The organism is Spirosoma litoris, from assembly GCF_054776755.1.
In genome coordinates this window covers 244,110-266,191 of the sequence record NZ_BAAHBI010000075.1, presented here as the reverse complement: position 1 = coordinate 266,191, position 22,082 = coordinate 244,110, and the positions used below count along the sequence as shown (strand labels likewise).

Sequence of the window (22,082 nt, the reverse complement as noted above, 5' to 3'; positions counted from 1 at the left end):
CATCAAGCGATTTGTTTGGTAAGCACGATTCCTCTCGTGCGCCACCACCCACCGACATGAAACGTACGTTAAAATCTGTTGCAACAGGGCTTAAACGATTGAGCCTTGGTATAGGCGCTGTTATTCTGCTGGTTGGCCTGACCATTGGCGGTTTGCCTTACTTGTTTCCCGGCTTTATTACGGAAAAGCTGAACGAGTGGACAGCCAGTCACCTGAAAGGTAAACTGGTGTTCTCCGACGCGACACTCTCATTTTTCGCACGCTTCCCCAACCTGACACTCACCCTGCACGACGTTACGCTCAACGGCTCGGCTCCGTTTGAACGGGATACGCTCATAGCGGCCCGAGAAATCAGTTTGGGGGTCGATCTATCCAGTCTGCTCGAAAAGCGAATTCAAATCGACAAGGTGTTTCTGGCCGATGGGCGAATCAATGTTCAGGTAGACAAAGAGGGACGTGCCAACTACAATGTTTATGCAGCCTCTACCGATTCGGTGGCGGCTCCAAAAGACACTAGCAGCACCGCACTGACCATCGAAAAAATACAGGTCGAGCGGACTAATATTCTCTATAACGACTTGTCGATCCCGATTTTGGTTCGTGCAAAGGGCGTGTTCTATGAAGGCAAAGGCGATTTGAGTAAAGACATCTTTGACCTCTATACACACACACACATCGACTCGGTTGATCTTTATTACGATAATCAGCCCTATGCGCTTGGAAAACAGGTCAATGCCGATTTAATTACCCAGGTAAATACGACTTCGCTGGCGTTTGTGTTTACCAAAAACGATCTGAAAATCAATAAGCTGCCTGTTCAATTTAAGGGGCGGTTTGCCTTTTTGCGCGATGGGTACACCATGGATTTCAAAGCGTACTCTGTTGAAACGGATTTGCACAATATCATTACGGCCCTGCCGCCCGATCTGGTACGCTGGGCTGCTAAAACGGATATTAATGGCTTCGGGGCATTTGGCGTATCGCTGGCGGGTGAATACAGCGCGGTCAATAAAACCAAGCCGGAGCTGCAACTCAATGTTGCCTTGCGTGATGGGTCAATTGCCTATGAAAAAGCACCCGATCCTGTTCGAAACCTGCGTCTTGATTTGGCGGTCAAACTTCCTAATCTGAATCCTGAAGAACTGGACCTGGCCATGGATTCGCTCTATTTCACGATCAATAAAGACTTTTTTAGCTCACGGCTGCGGGTAAAAGGGTTCAGCAAACCGAACGTTCACGCGTTGGTCAGTACAGACCTTGATCTGGAAAAATGGGACAAAGCCTTTGGTATTCCGTTGATTGATATAAAAGGCCGGTATCGTCTGAATCTTCAGGCCGATGGTGATTATGTTGTTACCCAGAAACGTATCAGCGCGCACAAAGTGGAGCAGACTATTTCGAGTATTCCACGATTTACGCTAACGTCCTCGTTAGAAAATGGCTACTTTAAATACGATTCACTGCCACAGCCGATCAGGGATGTCCGGTTTAATCTCGACGCATCCTGCCCCGATCAGGATTATCAGCACACGCAAGTCACGTTACGAAATCTCCAGGTCAAAGCCCTGCAAAATGTGGTTCGCGGATTTGTTCAGGTGAGTAATCCCAAGCAACTAGCCGTGACCGGACGATTAGATGCTATTCTACGTCTGGACGAACTGAAATCATTTTATCCGCTCAATGATAGCCTGCAACTGGCGGGTAAACTTACCGTTGAGGCTGAGACAGAAGGGAAATATGTACCCGAAAAACGTCAGTTTCCGATCACCAAAGCCATCATTCAACTGACCGACGGCACTGTTCAGACGAAGTACTACCCGCGTCCTATTGAACGCATCCATATTAACGCCAACATTCTCAGTACATCGCCTTCGCTGAACACGCTCAAGGTTGGCTTTAGTCCTATATCGTTCTCATTTGAGGGGCAACCATTTAAGGTTCAGGCCGATCTGAAAAATTTCGATAACCTGACCTACGCCATTACCTCACAAGGCATGGTCGATGTGGGTAAACTCTACCAGGTTGTGGCACAACAGGGTTACGATGTAAAGGGTAAGATAAAAACGGATTTCTCGCTTCGTGGGAATCAGAGCGATGCCACGGCCGGCCGATATGATCAGCTTTTTAATAAAGGAACCGTACAGGTGAACGATCTACTACTGTCGTCGGATATGTTCCCACTGCCTTTTCTGATCAAAACGGGCCTGTTTCGGTTCGATCAGGACAAGGTTTGGTTCGACAAGTTTAGGGCTAACTATGGCTCGTCTACGGTAGACATGAACGGCTACCTAACAAATGTTATCGACTACCTGACCAAGCCATTGTCACCCCTTCGTGGTAACTTCACCCTGAACAGCAACTCGATCAACGTTGACGAATTCATGGCCTTTGCCAGTAAACCGACGTCATCGGGTAAAGCCTCCTCGCAGTCATCGGGAGTGGTTGTTGTGCCGCCCAATCTGGCGGTTGAGGTGAAAGCAACGGCTAAACGCGTGATTTATAACGGTCTGGCCTTGCAGGATGCACATGGCCAAATGACCATCGATAGCGGTCGAATTAAATTGCAGCAAACTGGTTTTACGGTGATTGGTACGCCTGTTACGATGGATGCCACTTACCAGAGTTTATCCCCCAAACGAGCTGCTTTTGATTACCACATTAATGCCATTGATTTTGACATCAAACGGGCCTATCGTGAGATTACGCTATTTAGAACGTTAGCGACATCAGCGGCCAAAGCTGAAGGACTTGTTTCGCTGGACTATCAACTGGGCGGTAAACTGGACGCCAATATGGACCCGATTTTGCCGTCGTTGATGGGTGGTGGTGTGTTATCGGTTCGTAAAGTTAAAATGAACGGATTCCGTTTGTTTGGGGCTGTGAGCAAGAAAACCGGACACGATATCAGCAATCCTGATATATCGGAAGTGGCTATTAAGACCACGATTGCTAAAAATACCATGACGCTTGCCCGCACCAAACTGCGTGTGGCTGGTTTCCGGCCCCGATTGGAAGGCAAAGTTGGCTTAGATGGGAAACTAAACCTGAACTTCCGACTGGGCCTGCCGCCCCTGGGCATTCTGGGCATCCCAATGACCATTACCGGTACGCAAACCAATCCGAAAGTCAAGCTAGGAAAAAATAAAGAAGATAAAGACGAATCGGAGCAGTGAAATTAAGGTGGTGCAAGCGTCTTCACTCGCGCCACCTGAGCGATATTTATTTTGCTACCTGAATACCCTCCGTGTCATCCAGACGGGCAATGATACCCCATCCGTAAAAGTAATTAGCAAGACCAATCATTAGTTCGTTCTTACCTTCTTTCAGAGGCAGTTTGATGGCTGCATTCTCGATTGTACATCGGCCTCTTGGCGTTTTCTGCTGAGCAGTACCAAAATAGTTTTTGTCGACGTATAAAGCTTGCCCATTGATGAATACCCATACTTCATCACTGAAGCCTAAGTTTAGAACTCGTTCCTGAGCTTTGTCGGATTGGATGGTTGTCTTAAGCCATGCTAACAGGCGAGGCTCCTTGTCTTTATGCGAATAGAGTCTGCTCAAATTAACAACTCCTCGACTTCCGGCTTTAAGGGGCTGCCATTGTGTGGTGCTATCGGGCAATTCCGAAGCAACACCTTTCCCATACGTGCTGGAGAGACCCAGTATTAATTCTTTACCAAAGGGGAAAACGATTGGCGCACTGACCATCCAGTTTCTCAGATAGCGGGTATCATTATAAATAGATGCATAACCTGCTTCGGGACTTATGCCTTCTGTTGCATCAGGTTTGATCAGTAAATTAGCGTAGTTTACCAAACCACTTAACGATAACTTTCCAGATGTTTCGGTGCTTTCCAATTCGGGAACAATCAAGGCAGGTTTACTCATATCATTTACGTACGCCTTCATTTGTTTACCCGAAATAACCAGTTTTACGTGATTCCAGCCATTTTGAAAGATGGTAGCTCCAGCCTGGTATTCATCCGTTAAATCCCACATACTCATGCCATTTATTATGGGGGCATATTGTAAAGTGGTTCTTACATCTGGTGTTACCTTACCGAACGAACGGAGATAAAAATTTTCTCCGTTTTTATGATCCGACGACATTCTGAAATTGATACCTGGAAAGCCTGTTCCCTTTAATTCAATATCAAATTCAATAGTACCATTACTAAAATTAACTTCTTTCAATAGCACGTTACCGGCGCCTTTGAGGATTTTCATAACAGGTCCGATTTTATCGGTCACAAATTCAACCTGTCCTGGTTCATATGTCCAATATTGTTCTGTCATGGGGATATGTATTTCCCGGATATTGGGAAGGGTGGCTTTTTGCGCGTAAGCAGACCGAACTACGCTAAATAAGATTAGGAGTGAAAGGAGTTTGTACATACTATTTGTCGTCAGGTTTATTGAATGACAAAGCAAATCTAGAAGCATTGGTATGTATAAACCCATTCATTTCTGTTCAAATGCATTCAAGTTAGTTCAGGTGAATAAGTGCTTGATAATAAGCGCATTGTATTTTCTGCTCGTATAGTATTTTTAAACTATTAAGCCAGTTAATATAAGTACTCAAGCATAAATGGTTTATAGTATGCGAGAGGGTCGTTTTTGTCATTCCGAGGCACGAGGGATCTTCGGAGATGACCTCTTTTCCTGCCTCCGAAGATCCCTCGTGCCTCGGGATGACAAAAAATAACCTAATGTATTTTCAGTGAACTACCTAAGCGTTATAGAGCTAGTTTGTTATAACTAATTAAGCCTCCAGGCTAAACCAGTAAAGAATAAAAAAGCTATATATCGCCTTACTTGGCGATGGAAGAATGGTGCTAGGACTCAGGTCAGGTAAAACGTAGGTATTATTCTGGCTGGCAACCGCATTCAGGCTATCGAACCACACGAGGCTGGCCGTAAAGGCAAACTGGTCGATGCGTCGAAACTCACCGTTATGCCCGGTCTTTGGGAGATGCATACGCAACAGAGTATTTTGGCGGCTAGGGTTGGCAACGATCTGGGGAGTATTGAGGTTGGTAAAATCGCTGATCTAATTGCCGTTGATCCACTTACCACTAATCAATCAACGATTGCATTTGATACCCTTTGCTATACAGGTTATCAAACTAATTTCCTGTGAGCATAAGCAAGGGCTATTTTTACTAGAGTCGGATTCGTACTCCATTCTAGTAAAATAGCCTTTATGCCTTCGTACACGTTAGCCATCAATGGAAAGAAATACACCGTCAATGCCGATGCCCAGATGCCTTTACTGTGGGTTATTCGTGAATTAGTTGGCCTTACCGGAACAAAATATGGATGCGGGATGGCGCAGTGTGGAGCCTGTACCGTGCACCTTAACGGTTCTCCTATCCGTTCCTGCTCTTTTCCCGTATCGGCCGTGCTAAATCAACCAGTTACGACTATTGAGGGAATTTCGAAAGATAACAACCACCCTGTACAAAAAGCATGGATTGCCGAGCAGGTACCACAATGCGGCTATTGCCAAAGCGGCCAGATTATGTCGGCCGTTGCGCTGCTGAAGGCTAACCCGCACCCCACCGACGCCGACATTGATGCTGCCATGCAGGGGAACATTTGCCGGTGTGGTACCTATCCCCGAATCCGAAAAGCCATTAAACTGGCTGCTGGTGCTAAGTCTTAACGCCCAATAATGCATTTATTTTTTGTCATTCTGACCTTAGGAGGAATCTTAAATTCCGTCAATAGGTAAGCTTGAGATTCCTCCTAAGGTCGGAATGACAAAAAAGTAGCAACTGACATAACAGCGTGCTCAGATTTTAGAACGTAGTAAATCACTGGCCAATGAAAAACAAGAGTGAAATGTCTCGTCGGAAGTTTATCCAACAGACTGGCCTTTCGGGGGTTGCGTTAACTATCGGGGCTTATGGCGTTGCTTCGGGTGTACCAGAAATCATTAACGTCCAAACGACTGACAAGATAGGTATCGAACTGCTTTCCTGGATTTCTATAGATACGTCTGGTAAGGTGACACTACGCAATCATCGCTCCGAAATGGGACAGGGTACGTTTCAGGCGATTCCCCAGATGATTGCCGAAGAACTGGAAGTCAATCTTGATCAGGTTACGGTTGTGTTCGCGGCTGCCAACCCGAAAAAGTTTGGCCCTCAACCGCAGGAAGGCAGTTTTTCGGTGCGTGGCTGGTACAAACAACTGTTACAAATTGGCGCTTCGGCTCGGGAAATGCTCATTACCACAGCCGCTAAACAATGGAATGCAGAAGGATCGGATTGTTATGCAGAGAACGGCCAAGTAATTCATCGGCCTTCTGGTAAAAAATTGGGTTATGGCTTACTTGTTGAAGAGGCTTCGAAATTGACACCTCCGCAGAACGTACAACTAAAGCCCCGGAAGGATTATAAAATCATCGGGAAACCGATGCGCCGTCAGGATACCCCACTGAAAACCAACGGCACTGCGCAGTTCGGGTTGGACAAAAAAGTACCGGGTATGTTGTATGCGGTGGTTGAGCGAAGTCCTCGGTTTCGCGGAAAAGTAATCCGATTCGATGCCTCAAAAACGAAAGCTCTTCCGGGCGTGAAAAGTGTTTTTACGGTGCAACGCGCTGTTTTCGGTAATCTGACGGAAGGTGTTGCCGTAGTCGCCAATTCGCTCTGGGCGGCCATGCAGGGGCGCAAACTACTCACTGTAGAGTGGGACGATTCGGGCTTCGATCACCTGGATTCCGAGCAACTTTCTGCACAGATGCGAGAAAATCTTGGGAAACCCGGCCCTTCCGAGAAATTTGAAACTGCCTGGCAAAGCTCCGCTAAAAAAATTGACGCGATTTACGAAACACCTTATCAATCGCATAGCTGCATGGAGCCCCTCAACTGCATTGCTCATGTGCAGGAAAATCGCATTGACATTTGGGGACCAATTCAGGAAGCGAACTGGATACAAGCCGATTTGAGTGAACGGATGGGCATTCCTAAGGAAAATATCACGGTCAATATGACCTTTCTGGGTGGAGGTTTTGGCCGCAAAGGATTTACCGACTATCCGCATGAAGCAGCCCTGATCTCGAAAACCATAAAAGCGCCTGTTCAGGTGGTCTGGACGAGAGAAGATGATATGCGTACTGGTCCATTTCGAACCGGAGCTTCGTATGCCTGCAAGGGTGGAATCGACAGCAACGGCCAGATTCTTGCTTTTCAGATGATAACGGCGGCTCAATGGATTGGGCAGGAATGGAGCCCTAACCCCTATCCTGATCCAGAATCGCCTTCCTACAATAACGGCCATACAGACGGAATGCTGCCTCCTTATCTGAAAGCGATTCCGCATTACAGCTTTGGTGGTGTGGGAACCCGCGCTCCCATACCGGTTTTATGGTGGCGCTCTGTATATGCCTCTACCAACGGCTTTGCGGCCGAAAGCTTCATCGATGAACTCGCTCATGTAGCCGGAGCCGACCCACTGACCTTCCGCCGAAACCACCTGCCCAATAAACGCTATGAAGCGTTTGTCGATCAATTGGAAGCCGTTAGCCATTGGAAATCAAGAGGTAAAAATGCCGGTTGGGGTGTGGCTATTACGGAATGCTTTGGCGGTATCTGTGGACACATTGTTCAGGTGTCGCGCAAAGCCGATGGCAAACTGAAAATCAATAAAGTAATTGCCCTGATCGATTGCGGCTGGTACGTGAACCCCGATATTATACGGGCTCAGGTAGAAGGCAGCATCATTATGGGCCTGGGGGCCGCCATCAAGCATGCCACTACGTTTAAAGACGGAAAAGCCGTGCAGCAAAACTTCAATACCTACGAAATGCCCCGCATAACCGACACGCCAGATATTGAGGTACATATCATGGAAAACGACGAACCTGCCGGGGGCGTTGGCGAGCCTGGATTACCTCCCTTTGCGCCCGCTTTGTGTAATGCGATTTTCGACCTCACCGGCAAGCGTATCCGTACGTTGCCGTTTAGTCTGGAGGATGTGTAGCTGAGCTCTCGATTTTGTGATGTCAGATGTAAGCATCCGACACCACGAAGATTGACCGACGGCTATGGTTGTGAAATTATGTTATTTCCCGCTAACTGGCTTCCCTGTCCCAGCACGAAGATAAAGCGAAGCAATTTCTTTGGCGATAGTTTCGGGATTGGCCTCTTCGCCATTGGTCAGGACAATAACCGACAAACCCGCCTGCGGGAAGCGGGCATATTCTGTTCGGAAACCGGGTAGCGAACCACCGTGATGAACCCATTGTGTACCCTGAAATGAATCAATTCGCCAGCCCAAGCCGTACGGATATGGTGTCCCATCTTTCAGGACGAAGGGCGTTAACATCTGTTTCTGGCTGGCTTCGGTCAGATAGTTGGTGGTGTATAATGCCCCGTCCCATTTGGCCAGATCCAGTACCGTCGACAGAAAGGCACCGCTGGGGCGTAGGGCCCGATAAGGGATTGCGCGGTGGAGATGATCTTTATCCCATTCATAGCCATCGACCCGGTTGGGCACAATTTCGCTCAGGGTTGTAGTACGGGTAGCCGTCATGGCCAGCGGTGTAAAGACCCGTTGTTTCAAAAAAGTAGCCCAAGGTTGACCCGACACCTTACGGATAATATCGGCCAGTGCAAAATACCCTACGTTGCAATATTGCCATTTCGTACCAATTGGGAACTGCAAGGGAAGCGGAAAGGCCGACTTAACTACCACCGAATCGGGCTGGATTTTGGCCGGATCAAATGCGGGCGCTTCCCGAACAATCCCGGACGTATGCGACAGCAAATGGCGTAACGTTATGCCTTGCCAGGTTTGGGGAGCGTCGGGGTAGAATTTATGAATATCATCGTCGAGGCCAAGTTTGCCTTCCTGCGCAAGCATCAGAATACCCGTCGCAATAAACTGTTTACTGACCGAAGCAATGGCAAAGACACTTTGCGGTGTTGCTGGCACATTGAGTTCGACATTTGCCAGTCCATAACCTTTGGCCAACGTCACCTTTCCCTGCCGGACCACAGCAATCGAGACGCCCTGGATATGCTTGCTGGTCATGTGCGTTTTGATAATAGCATCGACACTATCCGTAGAAACTTGCGCAACCTGTGCCCAGCTCCCATGCTGAAACAGTAAAAACGCGACGAATAAAAGCAGATGGGTACGGTAAGCTGGAGAAGTGAAGAATGCCATAGAGCGTGAAGAGGAAGTGAATGCTGTAACTTATAGGACTGTCAACTCCGTAAAGTTAGCGTAGATATAGCTCCGTACGATAATAAATATCCCGAGCCTAATTTTTTTATGAAGTTGATTCTGAAAGCGTTCGTAAAAAAGGCTGTTACAGGCGAAACACCTTACGAAATACCCAGACAACCCCTGCTTTTGTTATTAAAGACACGAGAGATTTTGACGCTGAAAAACGGCGGTTAATTGATTACATTCTAAAAACGCAGCAACTCGGTAAGGAACATTTCAACAATAAGCCATCGCTCTCGTTCGGTCCATTGAGCATAACTGAATGGAATAATCTGTTTTACAAGCACCTGGATCACCACCTGACTCCGTTTGGAGTATGATGTTGCCGTGATGGCGCGAACTTCCTCGTTCGCGCCATCACGGGAAACCGGACGTCACTTTTTGCTCGCTTTCCGGGCTTGCTGAAGGCACTTGTATTTCTGGTTCCGGGCCGAGTGCAGATTTGAATAACTGTGGTCCTTTACAATGTCGGGGAGCTGTTTGCTATTGAAAAAAATGGCCGAGAGTAACGTTTGACAACGAATGGTGAGTTTCTTGAGAATCGCCATTACGCTCTCGTAGATCGTGGGTGGTGTTTCTAGCTCAACTGGCGGTACGAAACAGCTTACGTTATCGGCAGCGTCAAGACTTGTCCAGCGAGCTGATTTTTTTAACTGTTTGAGCCATAGATTTTTGCTAATGGAAAACACATACGTTTTTAAGGAGGACGTCATCTGGAAGTCAGGACTTTGCAGATTAGTTAGCAGAACCAGCAACGTCTCCTGAAACAAGTCTTTTGCCTCATCCTGATTCCCGCTATTTTGAACGACAAAATGCTCTATCGACGGATAACACTGTCGATAGAGTTTGCCGAAACCTTGATTATCGCCCGCCCGTAACAGATTGAGCAGTTGTATATCCGGAGAGTCAGTTAGCATGGGGATGATGAAAATTAAATTTAAACATAGAGTCACAGAGAATGCAGCATTTAAACTCTTTTTCTCTGTGACTCTGTATTTAAACCACTTTCGAAATTGGTCGAATTAGTCGAAAAATGCTATAGCCTACACTCGTTGTTACACAAATTGGGCAGATGCCAAACCGAAAGAAGAACAACCCTACTTTTTTGTACCAAGGCAGGTTAATGGGCGTAATTGGGCAACTAACGCCGTCGCCCTCGTATTCCTGAATGTTCCAGATATTCATAGCGTTTCGTGTTTAGCTAGGCCCGGCCAAAGAGCATATACAGACAGCAGGTGGTCATCAAAAGAGCAGCGATAATAAGAACGTACTTCGTGCGAGATTTCATAAGAGATAAATGGTTTGTTTCTTGTTAATACCCGCCTTCGTCGTTTATCACCCGCTTTACTGTTTTTTTTTCGGTATTTCAGCCATACCGTTCAACCAGATAGTCTTCCCAGGTCTGAGAGTCAGTCGCGACTTCCCGGCAGGTTGCATTCCCCTGTGAAATACCCGTGAATATTGAACCAATAATGGGAATTGGTAGGATAGGTTTGGAAATATTCTGAGACTTCATCCAGAGCTTAGTCAACGTCCCTGCGTCATAGACCTGTGGACCACCTAAATTGACTATCGTCTGCTGACCACCTGCCTGCGCAAGCCGATACAATTCCTGCGCGACAGCCTCAACCTGAATGGGTTGGATTCGTAACTTTTTAGGAACGAAGCCAACGGGTAGACTTAACAACTTGCTTAGTACGTAATCGACGAAGTTATGGAACTGGGTAGCTCGCAAAATGGTGAAAGGCACTTTGCTTTCCTGAATCATTTTTTCGGCAGCGAACTTGGCCTGATAATAACTGTACGGAATTTGATCGACACCCACAATAGAGCTGTAAATCAAATGCTTTACCTCCGACCGTTTGACAACTTCCAATAGATTCCGGGTAATCACTACCTCAACAGATTCGCTCCCGATTTTCCCTTGACCACTGGCGAGGTGAAAAACCGTATCAACACCAGCGAGTGCTTCTTTGAGACCTTGGCCCGTTAATAGATCAACTTTTGTCCACGGCAAATTGGAGCCTTGATTAACACGACTGTACGCATCTGTTTTGATTTGATATCGACTTCCGACCTGGAAGCTCACCTGATTTTTTTGTAGTTCATTTACAACGGTCGAACCTAATACGCCCGATCCGCCGATAATTAAGGCTTTGTTCATGATTACGAGTTAATTAGGTTAAATGCACTGGTTTGATTTCTGGTGAATAGGCTTGTGAAATAGCAGTAGGAGGGGAAGCAAAACCGCAGCCCCTAAGGCTATAGCATTCCCGGCTTGATCGATAGCTGGAAGCATGTGCAGATGTTGCAAATGGTACAGGAGGTGAGGGACATTGAAGATCAATAAACAGATTGCCGTTGCTCGAACCGACACCAGACGAGGAACCAGCAAGGTAAGAAAACAAAGGGTGGCAAGGGCCAGAAAGAAGCCGCCAACATCCCGAATCAAGTGTTCATTATACGGCCCATCGACTGCCACCCAAACCCGGCCAAAACCAGGAAATGAAGTATAAAAACTACGGGGAATAAACAACGCCCAGGTTCCCGGAAAAGCATTTGTTAAGCCTAAATAGAGCAGGATAGCCTGCACCCAGCGAACTTGTATGATTTGCATGTGTATGAAATTTTGAAAAATCTCACACAAGACAAATCAGAGCCGCCGATTGTGACAGACTTGCAAAAAATTATTGTATATGCGCTAGTTTATCCGGATTTCGGACGAAATAAATCCGACTGATACCAGTTTCATCGAGTTCAATAATCATGACCGTATTCAGCATCTGATTATCTTTCTGGGTAAATAATACCGCCAGTTCACCATTTACCAGAGCAGGCCTGGCATCTAACAAACCTCGTTGCTGGCTAACGACTGAGCGCATAAACTGCGCAGCAATAGCCGACCCGAACAATGGTTTGAGCGCGGCAATAACTTTTCCTCCACCATCGGAATACAGCTCAATATCGGTTTTGAATCGTTGAATTAACAAATCGATGTTTCCTGTCTCGCTGGCTTGGGCAAAGGCCTCCAGAAGCAGTTGTTGTTGGGATGGATCGATTGTAAAGCGTCGACGGACGCCCGAAATTTTTTCCTTTGCCCGGTGGTAAAGCTGTCGGCCATTAGCTTCGGTGGTGTCGAAAAGCTGAGCTAATTCAGCATACTCAAAATCGAAGCTTTCTTTTAACACGAAGACGGCCCGTTCGAGCGGGGCCAGCTTTTCCAGCAGAAGCATGAACCCATAAGATATGTCCAGTTTAGCATCGATAGCATAGCTATCGGCCAAAATTGGCTCTGGTAACCAGGGCCCTTTGTACGCTTCCCGCTCGCGTTTCACTTTTGCCAAATGATTGAGTGATGCGTTTATAACGCTCTTGGCGAGGTAAGCTTTATCGTCCTGAATCACTTCATCAGATCGGTTCATCCACTTCAGAAACGTTTCCTGTACAATGTCTTCACTAACCATTACCTCACCCGTCATGCGATAGGCAATTGACAATAAGGTCGGGCGATAGGTCGTAAAAACGTCAGGAGAAGTCAAGGCTGAAATCGATTTTGTGAGGCTGGTAACGTAGTGGAAAAAGCGAATACAGGATCAGATCGCTAAAAAATAATGACTAAAAAGAGGCCAAAGTGTACTGAGTTGACTCTTACAGTATAGATAAGGTCACTGGCGCTCGGATAAGCTACATGAATTTATCATAGGTTGGTTTGGCTAAGGTCTCTGGCATTGCTGGAGACCTTACTTCGTTTCCAGCAGCCAGTTCGCATTGGTTACAGCTGAATCTGCAAGCCATCGTAACCTAACCGAATCCCCGCGGGCAACTCTTTCTCGACTTCGTTATGCAGGCCGAGCTTATGGCTGATATGAACGAAGTATGTTTGGTTGGCATTGACGCGTTGGGCGAGGTCGATAGCTTGATCAAGCGTGAAGTGCGAGATATGAGCCTGACGCTGAAGCGCATCGACCACTAACACTCTGGAGCCTTTTACCTTTTCCAGCTCGTCGTCGGAAATGTAATTAAGGTCGGTGAGGTAGCTGAAATCACCAATGCGATAGCCGAAAACGGGGAGTTTGTGGTGCATTACCTCAATGGGGGTAATCGGAATTCCACTAACCTCGAAGGGCTCGTTTCCGATTTCGTTCAACAGAACGTGAGGAGTACCGGGGTACTTATGTTCGGCAAAAATGTAGGCGAATTCGCGCTGTAATTGCGCCAGTACTGTTGGACGTCCATACACAGGCATATCCTGTCCCGACCGAAAATTATACGCTCGAACCTCATCCAGGCCTGCCGTATGGTCTTTATGCTCATGGGTGAACAAGACCGCGTCGAGTTGCAGCAAATTCAGCCTAAGTACCTGCTGGCGGAAATCGGGACCGGTATCGATCACAAAGCTGCGCCCGTCCACCGAAATATGAACCGATGTACGGAGCCGTTTATCCCGAAAATCGACTGAGCGACATACATCGCACTGGCACCCGATCAGCGGCACGCCCGACGATGTTCCTGTTCCCAGCAGAGTGATGAGCATAATGAGTGAAAGAGTGAAAGGGCGAAAGAGTGAAAACCAGCGCGTTAACCACTCTTTCACTCTTTCGCCCTTTCACTCATTATTTATCTGTCAGTTGATTAACAACTTCAACCAGGCGGTCGAAGTTGAGGGGTTTCACGAGAACGTCGTTGAAACCGGCTGTTTTAAACTCTTCTTCGGTGTAGTTTTTGGCGTTACCGGTGATGGCAACAATGGGTACACTGGCTTTTTCTTTTTCAGGTAAAGCCCGTACCCGCCGAACACACTCCATACCATCCATCAACGGCATGTTGATATCTAACAGGAGAATGCTGAAATCTTCTTTCTCCAGAATCTGCAATACTTGCTCACCATTTTTAACGGCTGTGATATCGTAGTTCTGGAACTCAAGTATTTTGCGGGCCAGATTCTGGATAACAGAGCTATCTTCGGCAATCAGGACGCGTTTGGAAGCTGACATAAGTCTTGTGGTATCGTTGGTTCGGTTTAACGTGGTGAAATTATAGAGTTAAATCGGCAAACGCAAAAGGCTTTTATACCCGAGCGAGTCCATACCTCTTTTTTCTGATCTATTGGTGCAGTCATGTAGTTGGCTACGACTTCGTTAAATTACTAAAAACAGGCGTCAGATAAGGCGTACGCTTATAAATTATGATTTTGTATCGGACACCGATTGTGTTGGCTCTGCTTTTGGCACTGTTGACTACTAGTTTGAAAGCGCAGGTGGTCAACGGTGATTACATCGATTACCATGTCCATGTTCAGGATTCGGCTACTGTGCAGCTAGGGTATCGTATGCTGAAAGCCTTTGGCGAAACTCCAACCAGCATTGATTCGCTTGTACTTGATGCCGATACGGTTATCAATCGATTAGATCGAGCGAAATTCAAAAAGGCCTGGATCATATCAAATGCCTATTGGTTTGGGTCTCCTTTTACGCCGATCGAACATGAATATGAAGCTGTAAAAAAACAAAATGACTGGATTGCCGAACAGGCAGCACGCTACCCCGGAAGGTTAACTGCTTTGATGAGCGTTAATCCGTTAAAATCCTATGCATTGACAGAAATTCAACGTTGTGTAGATAGCAAGCACTTTGCCGGGCTTAAACTTCATTTTGCCAACAGCAAGATCAACCTTTCTGATAAAGCTCAGGTGGCACAGCTTCAGAAAGTTTTCGCATTGGCCAACAAAAATCAGTTACTCATACTCCTGCATTTCAGAAGTGAGAAAAACTGGAATGGAAAAGCGAATGCCGAAATTCTGGTAAAGCAGGTGCTTCCGTTTGCCAAAGCGACCAAAATCGTACTGGCCCATTTGGGCGGTTGGGGCAATTACGATAAGCCTACGGATGATGCGCTTCAGGTGCTGGTCACTTATATGCATCAGTTTCCCCTTCGAGCTAAGAATCTATATTTCGATCTGAGTGCAGTGATATCTGCTAAAAACGAAGGGCATCAACGGGCAAAAAGCAACGAAAGTTGGGACAAGGTTCTCGCCTTACATAAACGAATTAAACAAATTGGTACGCATCATATTCTTTTCGGAACAGATTGGCCATTAATCGATATCGATCCCTACATCAAGCTATTGGATTCGACTTTTGGAGCCTCATTCGTTCAAGAGTTATTACAGAATAAGCTAGACTAGGCCAGCCCCTTTTTCATGACCATGAATTCAAGCGGTTGTTTAAGAATACCCAGATTTGGGTTATTCGGAAAAGGTATCCGTTCGCCTGTAGGTTGGTATCCCCGCCGTTTGTACCAGGCAATTAGTTCATGACGAACCGTAATAACTGTCATAGTAATGGCTGTGCAATGCAATTCTATAGCATGCTTTTCGGCAGCTGCCATCAGCTGTTTGCCAATGCCACCCGTTTGTGCGTCGGGCGAAACGGTTAGCATACCCAGGTACAATTCTGTGCCTTTCTTTTCCAGGTAAACGCACCCAAGAAGTTTTCCCGACTCTTCATATTTCAGAATGGTCGCATGGGGCGTCTGTAGCATCTCGCGTAGCCCGTACTCATTGGTACGCTGTCCATCAATTAAATCAGCCTCGGTTGTCCAGCCTTTCTTCGAGCTTTCGCCCCGATAGGCACTATTGACAAGTTTATCTAAAGCGGGAATATCCTGCTCGGTGGCAGGGGAAATTGAGATTTTAGTCATTAGTTTCTGGCGCGAGTATTTACTCGTGCCGTTAATTTGGCCAGCATTCGCTGGGGCGCTAATTATTCCATTCGAACGCCAGTAAATACTGGCTAAATTAACGGCACGGGTAAATACCCGCGCCAGAATTCAAACTATTTACTGACTTCCCGAAAATCCAGCTGCTGAATAAGGGCCGGGTTTTCGGGGGTTAGGGTGAAGAATACGTCGATGTTAGCTGTTGAGCCTTCTAGCAAGAAATGGCCCCGCAACTGATTTTCGGGGATGAGTTCGCCAACGCGCTCAATTTTCCCGACCTTGGCGTACAAGTCCTGCACCACTTTCCGACGAATAGCAACCGATTTATCGGGAAAGAAATTCTCAGCAAAAATGCCACTTTGTTCGGCCTTTGTCCAGTCGGGGAGTAGTTTTACGAGTTCGGCTTTGCGTTGGGCGAGGATAGGCGAAACGGGCAATTGGCGAGGTGATAATTTCCCGATACCTACCAGTGTGTCGAGTACAATGGCGTTTACGGCTCCCATACCCGCGTAGGTCAGGTTAGCGTACGAAATGATGCCAACACCGTAATCGGTCAGGATGCGCCACTGACTACCGAAGCCGGGTAAGCCGCCCGTGTGCCCAATGCCGACCTGTCCTTTGCAGTTCTGCCCCCATCGGAGTCCGTAGCCGTAACCTGTCACCTCAGGGCATAGTTGGCCCGACGAGGTTTTGGCTTGCGAATTCAATCCCGATAATGTCCAGGGTTTTTGCATTTCGCGTAGCGAACTCCGTTTTATTGGTCCATTATCAGGCGCATTGCTGGGTGGCCAGGCACTTTGATGGAGCGCCACGTACTTACTGAAATCATCGATGGAGGTAATCAGGCCACCCATTGCACCGTACGAACCATCGTGCAGAAGTGGTTCTTCGAGCCATTTGTCGTCCTGCCAGCGATAACCAAGGGCTAATTTTTCGGCGGGGATTTTGGTGTATTCCCACTGCGTATCGTTCATGCCCAGCGGCTTCAGAATGGTCTCGGTGATATACTGCTGATAAGGCTTACCCGACACCACATTGATGATGTGCCCCAGCATCGCGAAACCCAGATTGCTGTATTCGTAAGTAAAGCCCGGTACGTTCGAATTCGAGATGCCGTCTTTGATTAGTTTCAGCAGATCGGCGTCAGAATCATCCAGTTGCCGGTCGCCCCAGGGGTTGTCTTCAGGAAAGCCTGCCGAGTGGGTCATCAGGTTGCGAACCGTAATTTTGGGCGCGTCGGCAGTCAGGTATTTGTGCGATTTTAGTTCGGGAATGTATTTTTCAGCCGGATCATCGAGTTGCAGTTTGCCTTCATCCCGTAGTTTCAGAATCGCCATCGAGGTCAGGCTCTTGGTCATCGACGCAATCCGAAACAGCGATTTGGCATTTGCAGGTATTTTCTTCGCCACATCGGTATAGCCAACCCCTCCCGAATATACAAGCTTGCCATCCAGAACAACCCCGAACGCGATACCCGGAAGATGCCGTTTCTCGGCCGCATCCTTATATATTTTTTCGACAATGGGAAAGGCCGCTTCCAACCGTTTCAGCCGATCTGCATCGGTAAAAACGGGGGGCTGGTACGTTGTTACGTGTGGTACTGTTCGCGTAGTGCCTGTCTGCGCCAAGGCAGAGGAAGCCAGGAAGAGGAGTGCCGGGAGAAGTCGTTTCATGTTCAGGTTGTTTTCAAGTCGGCTAACTTACCAAATAATCACATCTGGACTTATAACACTCGTTGGCTTCTATCAGGCAAATTGTTTTTTTTGACAGGATTAACAGGATAAAACAGGATTTTAGGCTTATGAATCCTGTTTTATCCTGTTAATCCTGTCAAAAAAAATTAGGCTATTTCCAGCACCAACACCCCCAACGGTGGTAAATCAATAGGCACATTGTTGGGGGCTTGCAGGTTTGTTTTTGTTCGGAAAATATCCCGGAACGAGTGGATGTCAGCCCCTTTTAGATTCATCTTCTGCCAGGCATCGTCTGGAATACTAACTAAGGTAGAAGCCGATTTCGTTTTGTCGAAATTGCAGATAATCAGCAGTTTTTGTTTGTTGGAGTATCGTAGAAAGCTATAGAGTCGCTTCTGATTATAGTCGGCGTTTTGGCCGTTGCTGGCCTGCAAATCGTAGAAACTGCCCGTTCGGATAGCGTCGCTGGTGTTGACCAACTGGTTGAGTTGCTGATAAAACTGCCGCAGCTTTTTCTGATCGGCGGTTAGTTTACCCCCATCGAATTTTTTACCGTTGGTCCAGGCCTGGTATTCGGGAATGCCCCAATAATCGAAAATGGTCGTGCGGCCATCGTCGCCCTGAAATCCTTCGGCCTGGGTGGGATTGACGCCTACCTCCTGACCAAAATAAAGCATCACCGGGCCCGTGTGAAGCGTTGCCGACAATGTCATGGCCGGAACGGCTGCCCATGGATCGCCCGCGAAGAATTTGGAGGCAATACGCTGTTCGTCGTGGTTTTCCAGAAACCGAACCATGTGCTCCGAAATATCGCCCGATTCCGTTTGCCAGACTTTGGTGATGTCTTCTACGGTGGCTTTGTCTTTATCCTCGATCAATCGTCGGAGCGAATCGTAAAGCCCAATTTTGTCGTAGAGATAATCAAATTTGCCCGCCTGGATGTAGTTTTTGTATTGCTGAGGATTATAAATCTCGGCAATAAACACGAGGCTAGACCGGAATGCTTTTACCTGTGGAATGGCCCAGCCCCAGAATTCGACAGGCACCATTTCGGCCATGTCGCAACGGAATCCATCGACACCTTTTTGGGCCCAGAATAACAGAATATCCCGCATCTTAAACCAGGTTGAGGGGACTGGATTGAAGTGGGTCTGCCGGTTGTTTTGGTAGTCGACGCCGTAGTTTAGTTTGACAGTTTCGTACCAATCATCGAGGCTGGGCCTAGAATTAAAAACATCGTTTCCAGTGGCTTTCGCCGGGAGTTCAATGTATGGCCCTGCCGATATGTCTTCTGGCGTATGAACGCCGTCGGGCACATGAAACAGTTCTTTAGGCAGGTAATAAAAGTTGTTTTGGGGATCAAATGCTTTCGTTTTGTCGTCGGCTTGGCCCATGTCCTCAACACCCGCCGGTTTTGCATTGGAATGGTATTGACGAGCGAGGTGATTCGGTACAAAATCAATAATGACTTTCAAACCATTGGTGTGCGATCGCTTGATCAGGCTCTCAAATTCCTGCATCCGATTGCGTACATCAACGGCCAGATCCGGATTAACATCGTAATAATCCTTGATGGCATAAGGCGATCCCGCACGCCCTTTCACAACCTGTGGATTATCTTTTGGAATGCCCTTCGACGAATAATCGGTCATGAGCGCATGTTCAAGAACACCCGTGTACCAAACGTGCGAAATGCCGAATTTTTTTAATTCCTGTAATGCCTTGTCGGTGATGTCGTTGAATTTACCCACGCCATTTTCGTTGCGGGTTCCCCAGGGTTTGTTGGTCGTTTTCTGGTTGCCAAATAATCGGGTGAAAATCTGGTAAATAATGAGTTTGTCGGATTTGGAAACAGCAGGATTCAGGAGTTTATCGGCAGCTTCTGCCAGGGTCGTTTGGAGTAATCCGGCTGCAATTACTCCGGCTGTAAATTGCCGACGAGAGATGGATAGGGGTGTGGACGCGTTTTTTGTCATAGAGTTTTGGGTAAGGGTTTTCTGACAGGATTTACAGGATGAACAGGATTGATTCTATCAAAGAAAGGCCTGTTCATCCTGTAAATCCTGCCGAAAAATAACTACTTCATTGTTTTTATCCATTCTCGCATCAATTCGACACTTTCAATGTGAACGACCTTTCGACCTAATTCAGGCATCATTTCTCCGGGATCGGTTGAGTTCAGGCGATAGATTAGGATGGATTCATCGGGTTTGCCCGGTACAATATCGAATGGATGACCGCCCGATCCACGTCCGGCGGCAACGGGCGTTTTCAGGATTCCAAGGGCTGTTGGGTCCGTTTCGGAAATGCTCAGATTTAAGCCTGATGTCATGGCGGGACCTTTAGGGTTATGGCAATGTGCACAATTGATGTCGAGCCAGGCGCGGGCCCGGTCGTTGAGCGAGCCGGTTTCTGGTTTATTCCAAATGGGAGTTTTTGGGCAGTTGGCCAAGGCCGGTAAGCCCGTCAGCATCCCTGCCTTTTTCCAGTACAGCAATTGGTTTTCGTTCGTTGCACCATAGGCCAAATCACCGTTGAGTTGACGCACCGACGGACCAATCGGCGTCATGGTTTCACTTCGATTGTGGCACCCTTTGCATTGGTTCAGATTTGGGATGGTGTAGTTCTGCTGGTGAGTAACTCCCTTACTGTCAATGTAGTTGACTGCTTTCGTATCGCCTGCAACCTCCAGAAAAGCATCTGTCTGCTCATCATTCCACACATAATCGAACGCTTTCCAACCTTCGGGCTGATGAACCAGTAAACGGGTTTCCATTAATCGACGGCCTTTGGCTGGATCACGAAAATCGTTTGGATAATAAAACGTTTTGATCAGCGTAGTGCCGATCGGAAAGTTAAGTACAGCTGAATCGTTGTAAGCAACCGACTGACCCGAAGGTAGTTTTATGAATCGAAGTTTCTCGGCATAATCCGAAAACAAAGGCGTATTGAGCGCGTAGGGGACAACGCCAGCTGCTGGCTCCTGATTGGCGGGCTTTCCCTTGAAGAAGCCATAATCGGATAATTTTTCGGGTATAGTCACCGTTTGCCAGCTACCGAGAGTAAGCCAGAAAGTGGTTAAAAGCAAAGCCCAAAACAGATAAGAACGCATCATGATTAGCGGACACTCGTTGTGGTTTTCAGCGGCTCCAGCTGGCAATCGAACGGAGCTGGGCTAAATGAAACGTTTTGAAATTGCCGTCCGGCATCGAGGTTTACAAGGCTCTGGTTTTTGTTGTTTCGGATGCAGATGCGCTTGCTAGTAAGTGGTTTCCCGTCTTTATCGAAGGTCGCCGGATCAGCGATGCCGTCGTAGATGATATGGGGAATAGACTGACCTGACTTCAAAATTTTGTCGAAAATCTGGTTGTAGCGACCGCGCGAGCTGGCCGGGCCGGGATTGCGTTCGTAGATGTTATCGTGAATGGAAACCGCCGTCGAAAATGGGTAATAAGTTTTATCGGTAATCGGGCGTTCGGTGAGCAGGTAGCTGATGATGCCTGTTCCCAATGTTTGGTTTCGGATGAACCGATTTTTGAAAACTTCCACGCCGTTGGCCGCCAGAATCATTAATCCTGTTCCGTCGGATACACTCGCCACGATGTTGCCTGCTGGGGCAAAATTGGGCAGGTTGTTGTCGTGAACATAGTTGTTAAATACGCGCACATTGCCACCTTGTTTCTGCACCAGATCGGGCAGATCGAAAATCAGGATGCCGCCCGTATTGTCGTAGGCTTCGTTATCAAACACATCAGCATTGCGCGAATTTTCAATCTCGATACCAGCCACATTATGGTAGGCTTTGCTGTTTTTAACAACAATACCCCGCGACTGCCCGACGTAAATTCCGGCATCAGAAGCGCCAATTGCCGTACAGCCATCAATTACGACGTTGTCGCACTGGACGGGATAGAGACCATAGCCTCCGTTTTCGGCCTTTGGCGGGCCTGTCCATTCAACCTTCACGTTTCGGAAGGTGATGCCTTTCACGTTCATGGTTTTGATGCCGTCGCCTTTCGAATCCTGAACAGTCAGATTTTCGATGACAATTTCTTCGGCATTGGACACCCTTAACCCTTCAGCCCCGTCGGTTTGTCCTTTGAAACTCAGGACCGTTTTATCGATGCCTTTGCCCCGAATAACGATGCGTTTTTTGTCTTCCAGTGAGAGTGTTCCTGTGAAGGTGAAGGTTCCGGCATCGAGGTCAACGGTGCTGCCGTTGTCGGCCATGATGAGTTTGGTCTGATACCGTTTCTGGACATCGGCCTGCGCCCAAGCCAAGTGAGTAAACAGACAGGCGGTGAGGGCTAGAAGGTAAGGTTTCATAGATAAGGGATGTTAGGGTAGGAAATGACAACTAAATAAGCACACTGGATTGAATTAATGACAATAAAAATCATGCTCCTCTTAATTGCCCTGCTAATCAGCGAG

At 47.4% G+C, this 22,082-nt stretch carries 20 protein-coding genes; 5 read left to right on the top strand and 15 right to left on the bottom strand.

The genetic code is table 11. The features are described from left to right. Positions 1-56: 56 nt before the first annotated feature. Complete coding sequence (locus ACYVGR_RS36355; protein WP_460965636.1) at positions 57-3,173, top strand: AsmA family protein; 3,117 nt, start codon at positions 57-59, stop codon at positions 3,171-3,173. A gap of 46 nt (positions 3,174-3,219) precedes the next feature. On the opposite strand, the gene ACYVGR_RS36350 is transcribed toward ACYVGR_RS36355, so the two are convergent. Together ACYVGR_RS36350 and ACYVGR_RS36345 are read right to left on the bottom strand one after the other, a co-directional pair. Further along, the gene (locus ACYVGR_RS36350; protein ID WP_460965634.1) at positions 3,220-4,395 is read right to left on the bottom strand and encodes a hypothetical protein; all 1,176 of its coding nucleotides are present in this window, start codon (positions 4,393-4,395) and stop codon (positions 3,220-3,222) included. Between the two features lie 367 nt (positions 4,396-4,762). Beyond that, entirely contained in the window at positions 4,763-4,978 is a 216-nt protein-coding gene (locus tag ACYVGR_RS36345) for a hypothetical protein (RefSeq protein ID WP_460965632.1), read from the bottom strand. Between ACYVGR_RS36345 and ACYVGR_RS36340 the strand changes: the two genes are divergently transcribed. The 3 genes from ACYVGR_RS36340 (at position 4,973) to ACYVGR_RS36330 (ending at position 7,989) form a co-directional block, all read left to right on the top strand. Next, positions 4,973-5,140, top strand: a complete 168-nt coding sequence (locus ACYVGR_RS36340) for a hypothetical protein (RefSeq protein WP_460965630.1) — start codon at positions 4,973-4,975, stop codon at positions 5,138-5,140. The two genes, ACYVGR_RS36345 and ACYVGR_RS36340, sit on opposite strands and share 6 nt — an antisense overlap. Before the next feature lie 63 nt (positions 5,141-5,203). Then, positions 5,204-5,665, top strand: coding sequence for a (2Fe-2S)-binding protein (locus ACYVGR_RS36335; RefSeq protein ID WP_460965628.1), 462 nt, complete (start codon positions 5,204-5,206; stop codon positions 5,663-5,665). Between the two features lie 161 nt (positions 5,666-5,826). Beyond that, positions 5,827-7,989, top strand: coding sequence for a xanthine dehydrogenase family protein molybdopterin-binding subunit (locus ACYVGR_RS36330; RefSeq protein ID WP_460965626.1), 2,163 nt, complete (start codon positions 5,827-5,829; stop codon positions 7,987-7,989). 81 nt (positions 7,990-8,070) lie between these two features. On the opposite strand, the gene ACYVGR_RS36325 is transcribed toward ACYVGR_RS36330, so the two are convergent. The 8 genes from ACYVGR_RS36325 to ACYVGR_RS36290 all read right to left on the bottom strand — a co-directional run bounded on the left by ACYVGR_RS36325 (position 8,071) and on the right by ACYVGR_RS36290 (position 14,234). Beyond that, the gene (locus ACYVGR_RS36325; RefSeq protein WP_460965624.1) at positions 8,071-9,177 is read right to left on the bottom strand and encodes a serine hydrolase domain-containing protein; all 1,107 of its coding nucleotides are present in this window, start codon (positions 9,175-9,177) and stop codon (positions 8,071-8,073) included. Positions 9,178-9,614: 437 nt separating this feature from the next. Next, positions 9,615-10,157 carry an RNA polymerase sigma factor gene (locus ACYVGR_RS36320; RefSeq protein WP_460965622.1) on the bottom strand — a complete coding sequence of 181 codons (543 nt, stop codon included), beginning with the start codon at positions 10,155-10,157 and terminating at the stop codon, positions 9,615-9,617. 79 nt (positions 10,158-10,236) lie between these two features. Continuing rightward, complete coding sequence (locus tag ACYVGR_RS36315; RefSeq protein ID WP_460965620.1) at positions 10,237-10,425, bottom strand: hypothetical protein; 189 nt, start codon at positions 10,423-10,425, stop codon at positions 10,237-10,239. A 181-nt stretch (positions 10,426-10,606) separates the two neighbouring features. Then, positions 10,607-11,404, bottom strand: coding sequence for an SDR family oxidoreductase (locus tag ACYVGR_RS36310; protein WP_460965618.1), 798 nt, complete (start codon positions 11,402-11,404; stop codon positions 10,607-10,609). Between the two features lie 18 nt (positions 11,405-11,422). Next, positions 11,423-11,857, bottom strand: a complete 435-nt coding sequence (locus tag ACYVGR_RS36305; protein ID WP_460965617.1) for a hypothetical protein — start codon at positions 11,855-11,857, stop codon at positions 11,423-11,425. Between the two features lie 70 nt (positions 11,858-11,927). Continuing rightward, positions 11,928-12,779 carry a sigma-70 family RNA polymerase sigma factor gene (locus ACYVGR_RS36300; RefSeq protein ID WP_460965615.1) on the bottom strand — a complete coding sequence of 284 codons (852 nt, stop codon included), beginning with the start codon at positions 12,777-12,779 and terminating at the stop codon, positions 11,928-11,930. Between the two features lie 233 nt (positions 12,780-13,012). Then, on the bottom strand, positions 13,013-13,774 hold the full coding sequence (locus tag ACYVGR_RS36295) for an MBL fold metallo-hydrolase (protein WP_460965613.1): 762 nt from the start codon (positions 13,772-13,774) through the stop codon (positions 13,013-13,015). Positions 13,775-13,853: 79 nt separating this feature from the next. Then, the gene (locus ACYVGR_RS36290; RefSeq protein ID WP_046575488.1) at positions 13,854-14,234 is read right to left on the bottom strand and encodes a response regulator; all 381 of its coding nucleotides are present in this window, start codon (positions 14,232-14,234) and stop codon (positions 13,854-13,856) included. Between the two features lie 191 nt (positions 14,235-14,425). Here ACYVGR_RS36290 and ACYVGR_RS36285 point away from each other — a divergent pair, with 191 nt between their 5' ends. Then, on the top strand, positions 14,426-15,424 hold the full coding sequence (locus ACYVGR_RS36285) for an amidohydrolase family protein (RefSeq protein WP_460965611.1): 999 nt from the start codon (positions 14,426-14,428) through the stop codon (positions 15,422-15,424). Here ACYVGR_RS36285 and ACYVGR_RS36280 read toward each other — a convergent pair. From ACYVGR_RS36280 to ACYVGR_RS36260, 5 genes are all read right to left on the bottom strand, one after another. Then, positions 15,421-15,939 (bottom strand): GNAT family N-acetyltransferase, encoded by a 519-nt coding sequence (locus ACYVGR_RS36280; RefSeq protein ID WP_460965610.1) that lies wholly within the window; start codon positions 15,937-15,939, stop codon positions 15,421-15,423. The two genes, ACYVGR_RS36285 and ACYVGR_RS36280, sit on opposite strands and share 4 nt — an antisense overlap. 134 nt (positions 15,940-16,073) lie before the next feature. After that, positions 16,074-17,630: a serine hydrolase domain-containing protein gene (locus tag ACYVGR_RS36275; protein WP_460965608.1), complete on the bottom strand. Its 1,557-nt coding sequence runs from the start codon at positions 17,628-17,630 to the stop codon at positions 16,074-16,076. A gap of 167 nt (positions 17,631-17,797) precedes the next feature. Next, on the bottom strand, positions 17,798-19,627 hold the full coding sequence (locus tag ACYVGR_RS36270) for an alpha-amylase family glycosyl hydrolase (RefSeq protein ID WP_460965607.1): 1,830 nt from the start codon (positions 19,625-19,627) through the stop codon (positions 17,798-17,800). A 101-nt stretch (positions 19,628-19,728) separates the two neighbouring features. After that, on the bottom strand, positions 19,729-20,766 hold the full coding sequence (locus ACYVGR_RS36265) for an SO2930 family diheme c-type cytochrome (RefSeq protein WP_460965605.1): 1,038 nt from the start codon (positions 20,764-20,766) through the stop codon (positions 19,729-19,731). Between the two features lie 2 nt (positions 20,767-20,768). Continuing rightward, positions 20,769-21,977, bottom strand: a complete 1,209-nt coding sequence (locus ACYVGR_RS36260) for a parallel beta-helix domain-containing protein (RefSeq protein WP_460965603.1) — start codon at positions 21,975-21,977, stop codon at positions 20,769-20,771. Between the last annotated feature and the right edge of the window lie 105 nt (positions 21,978-22,082).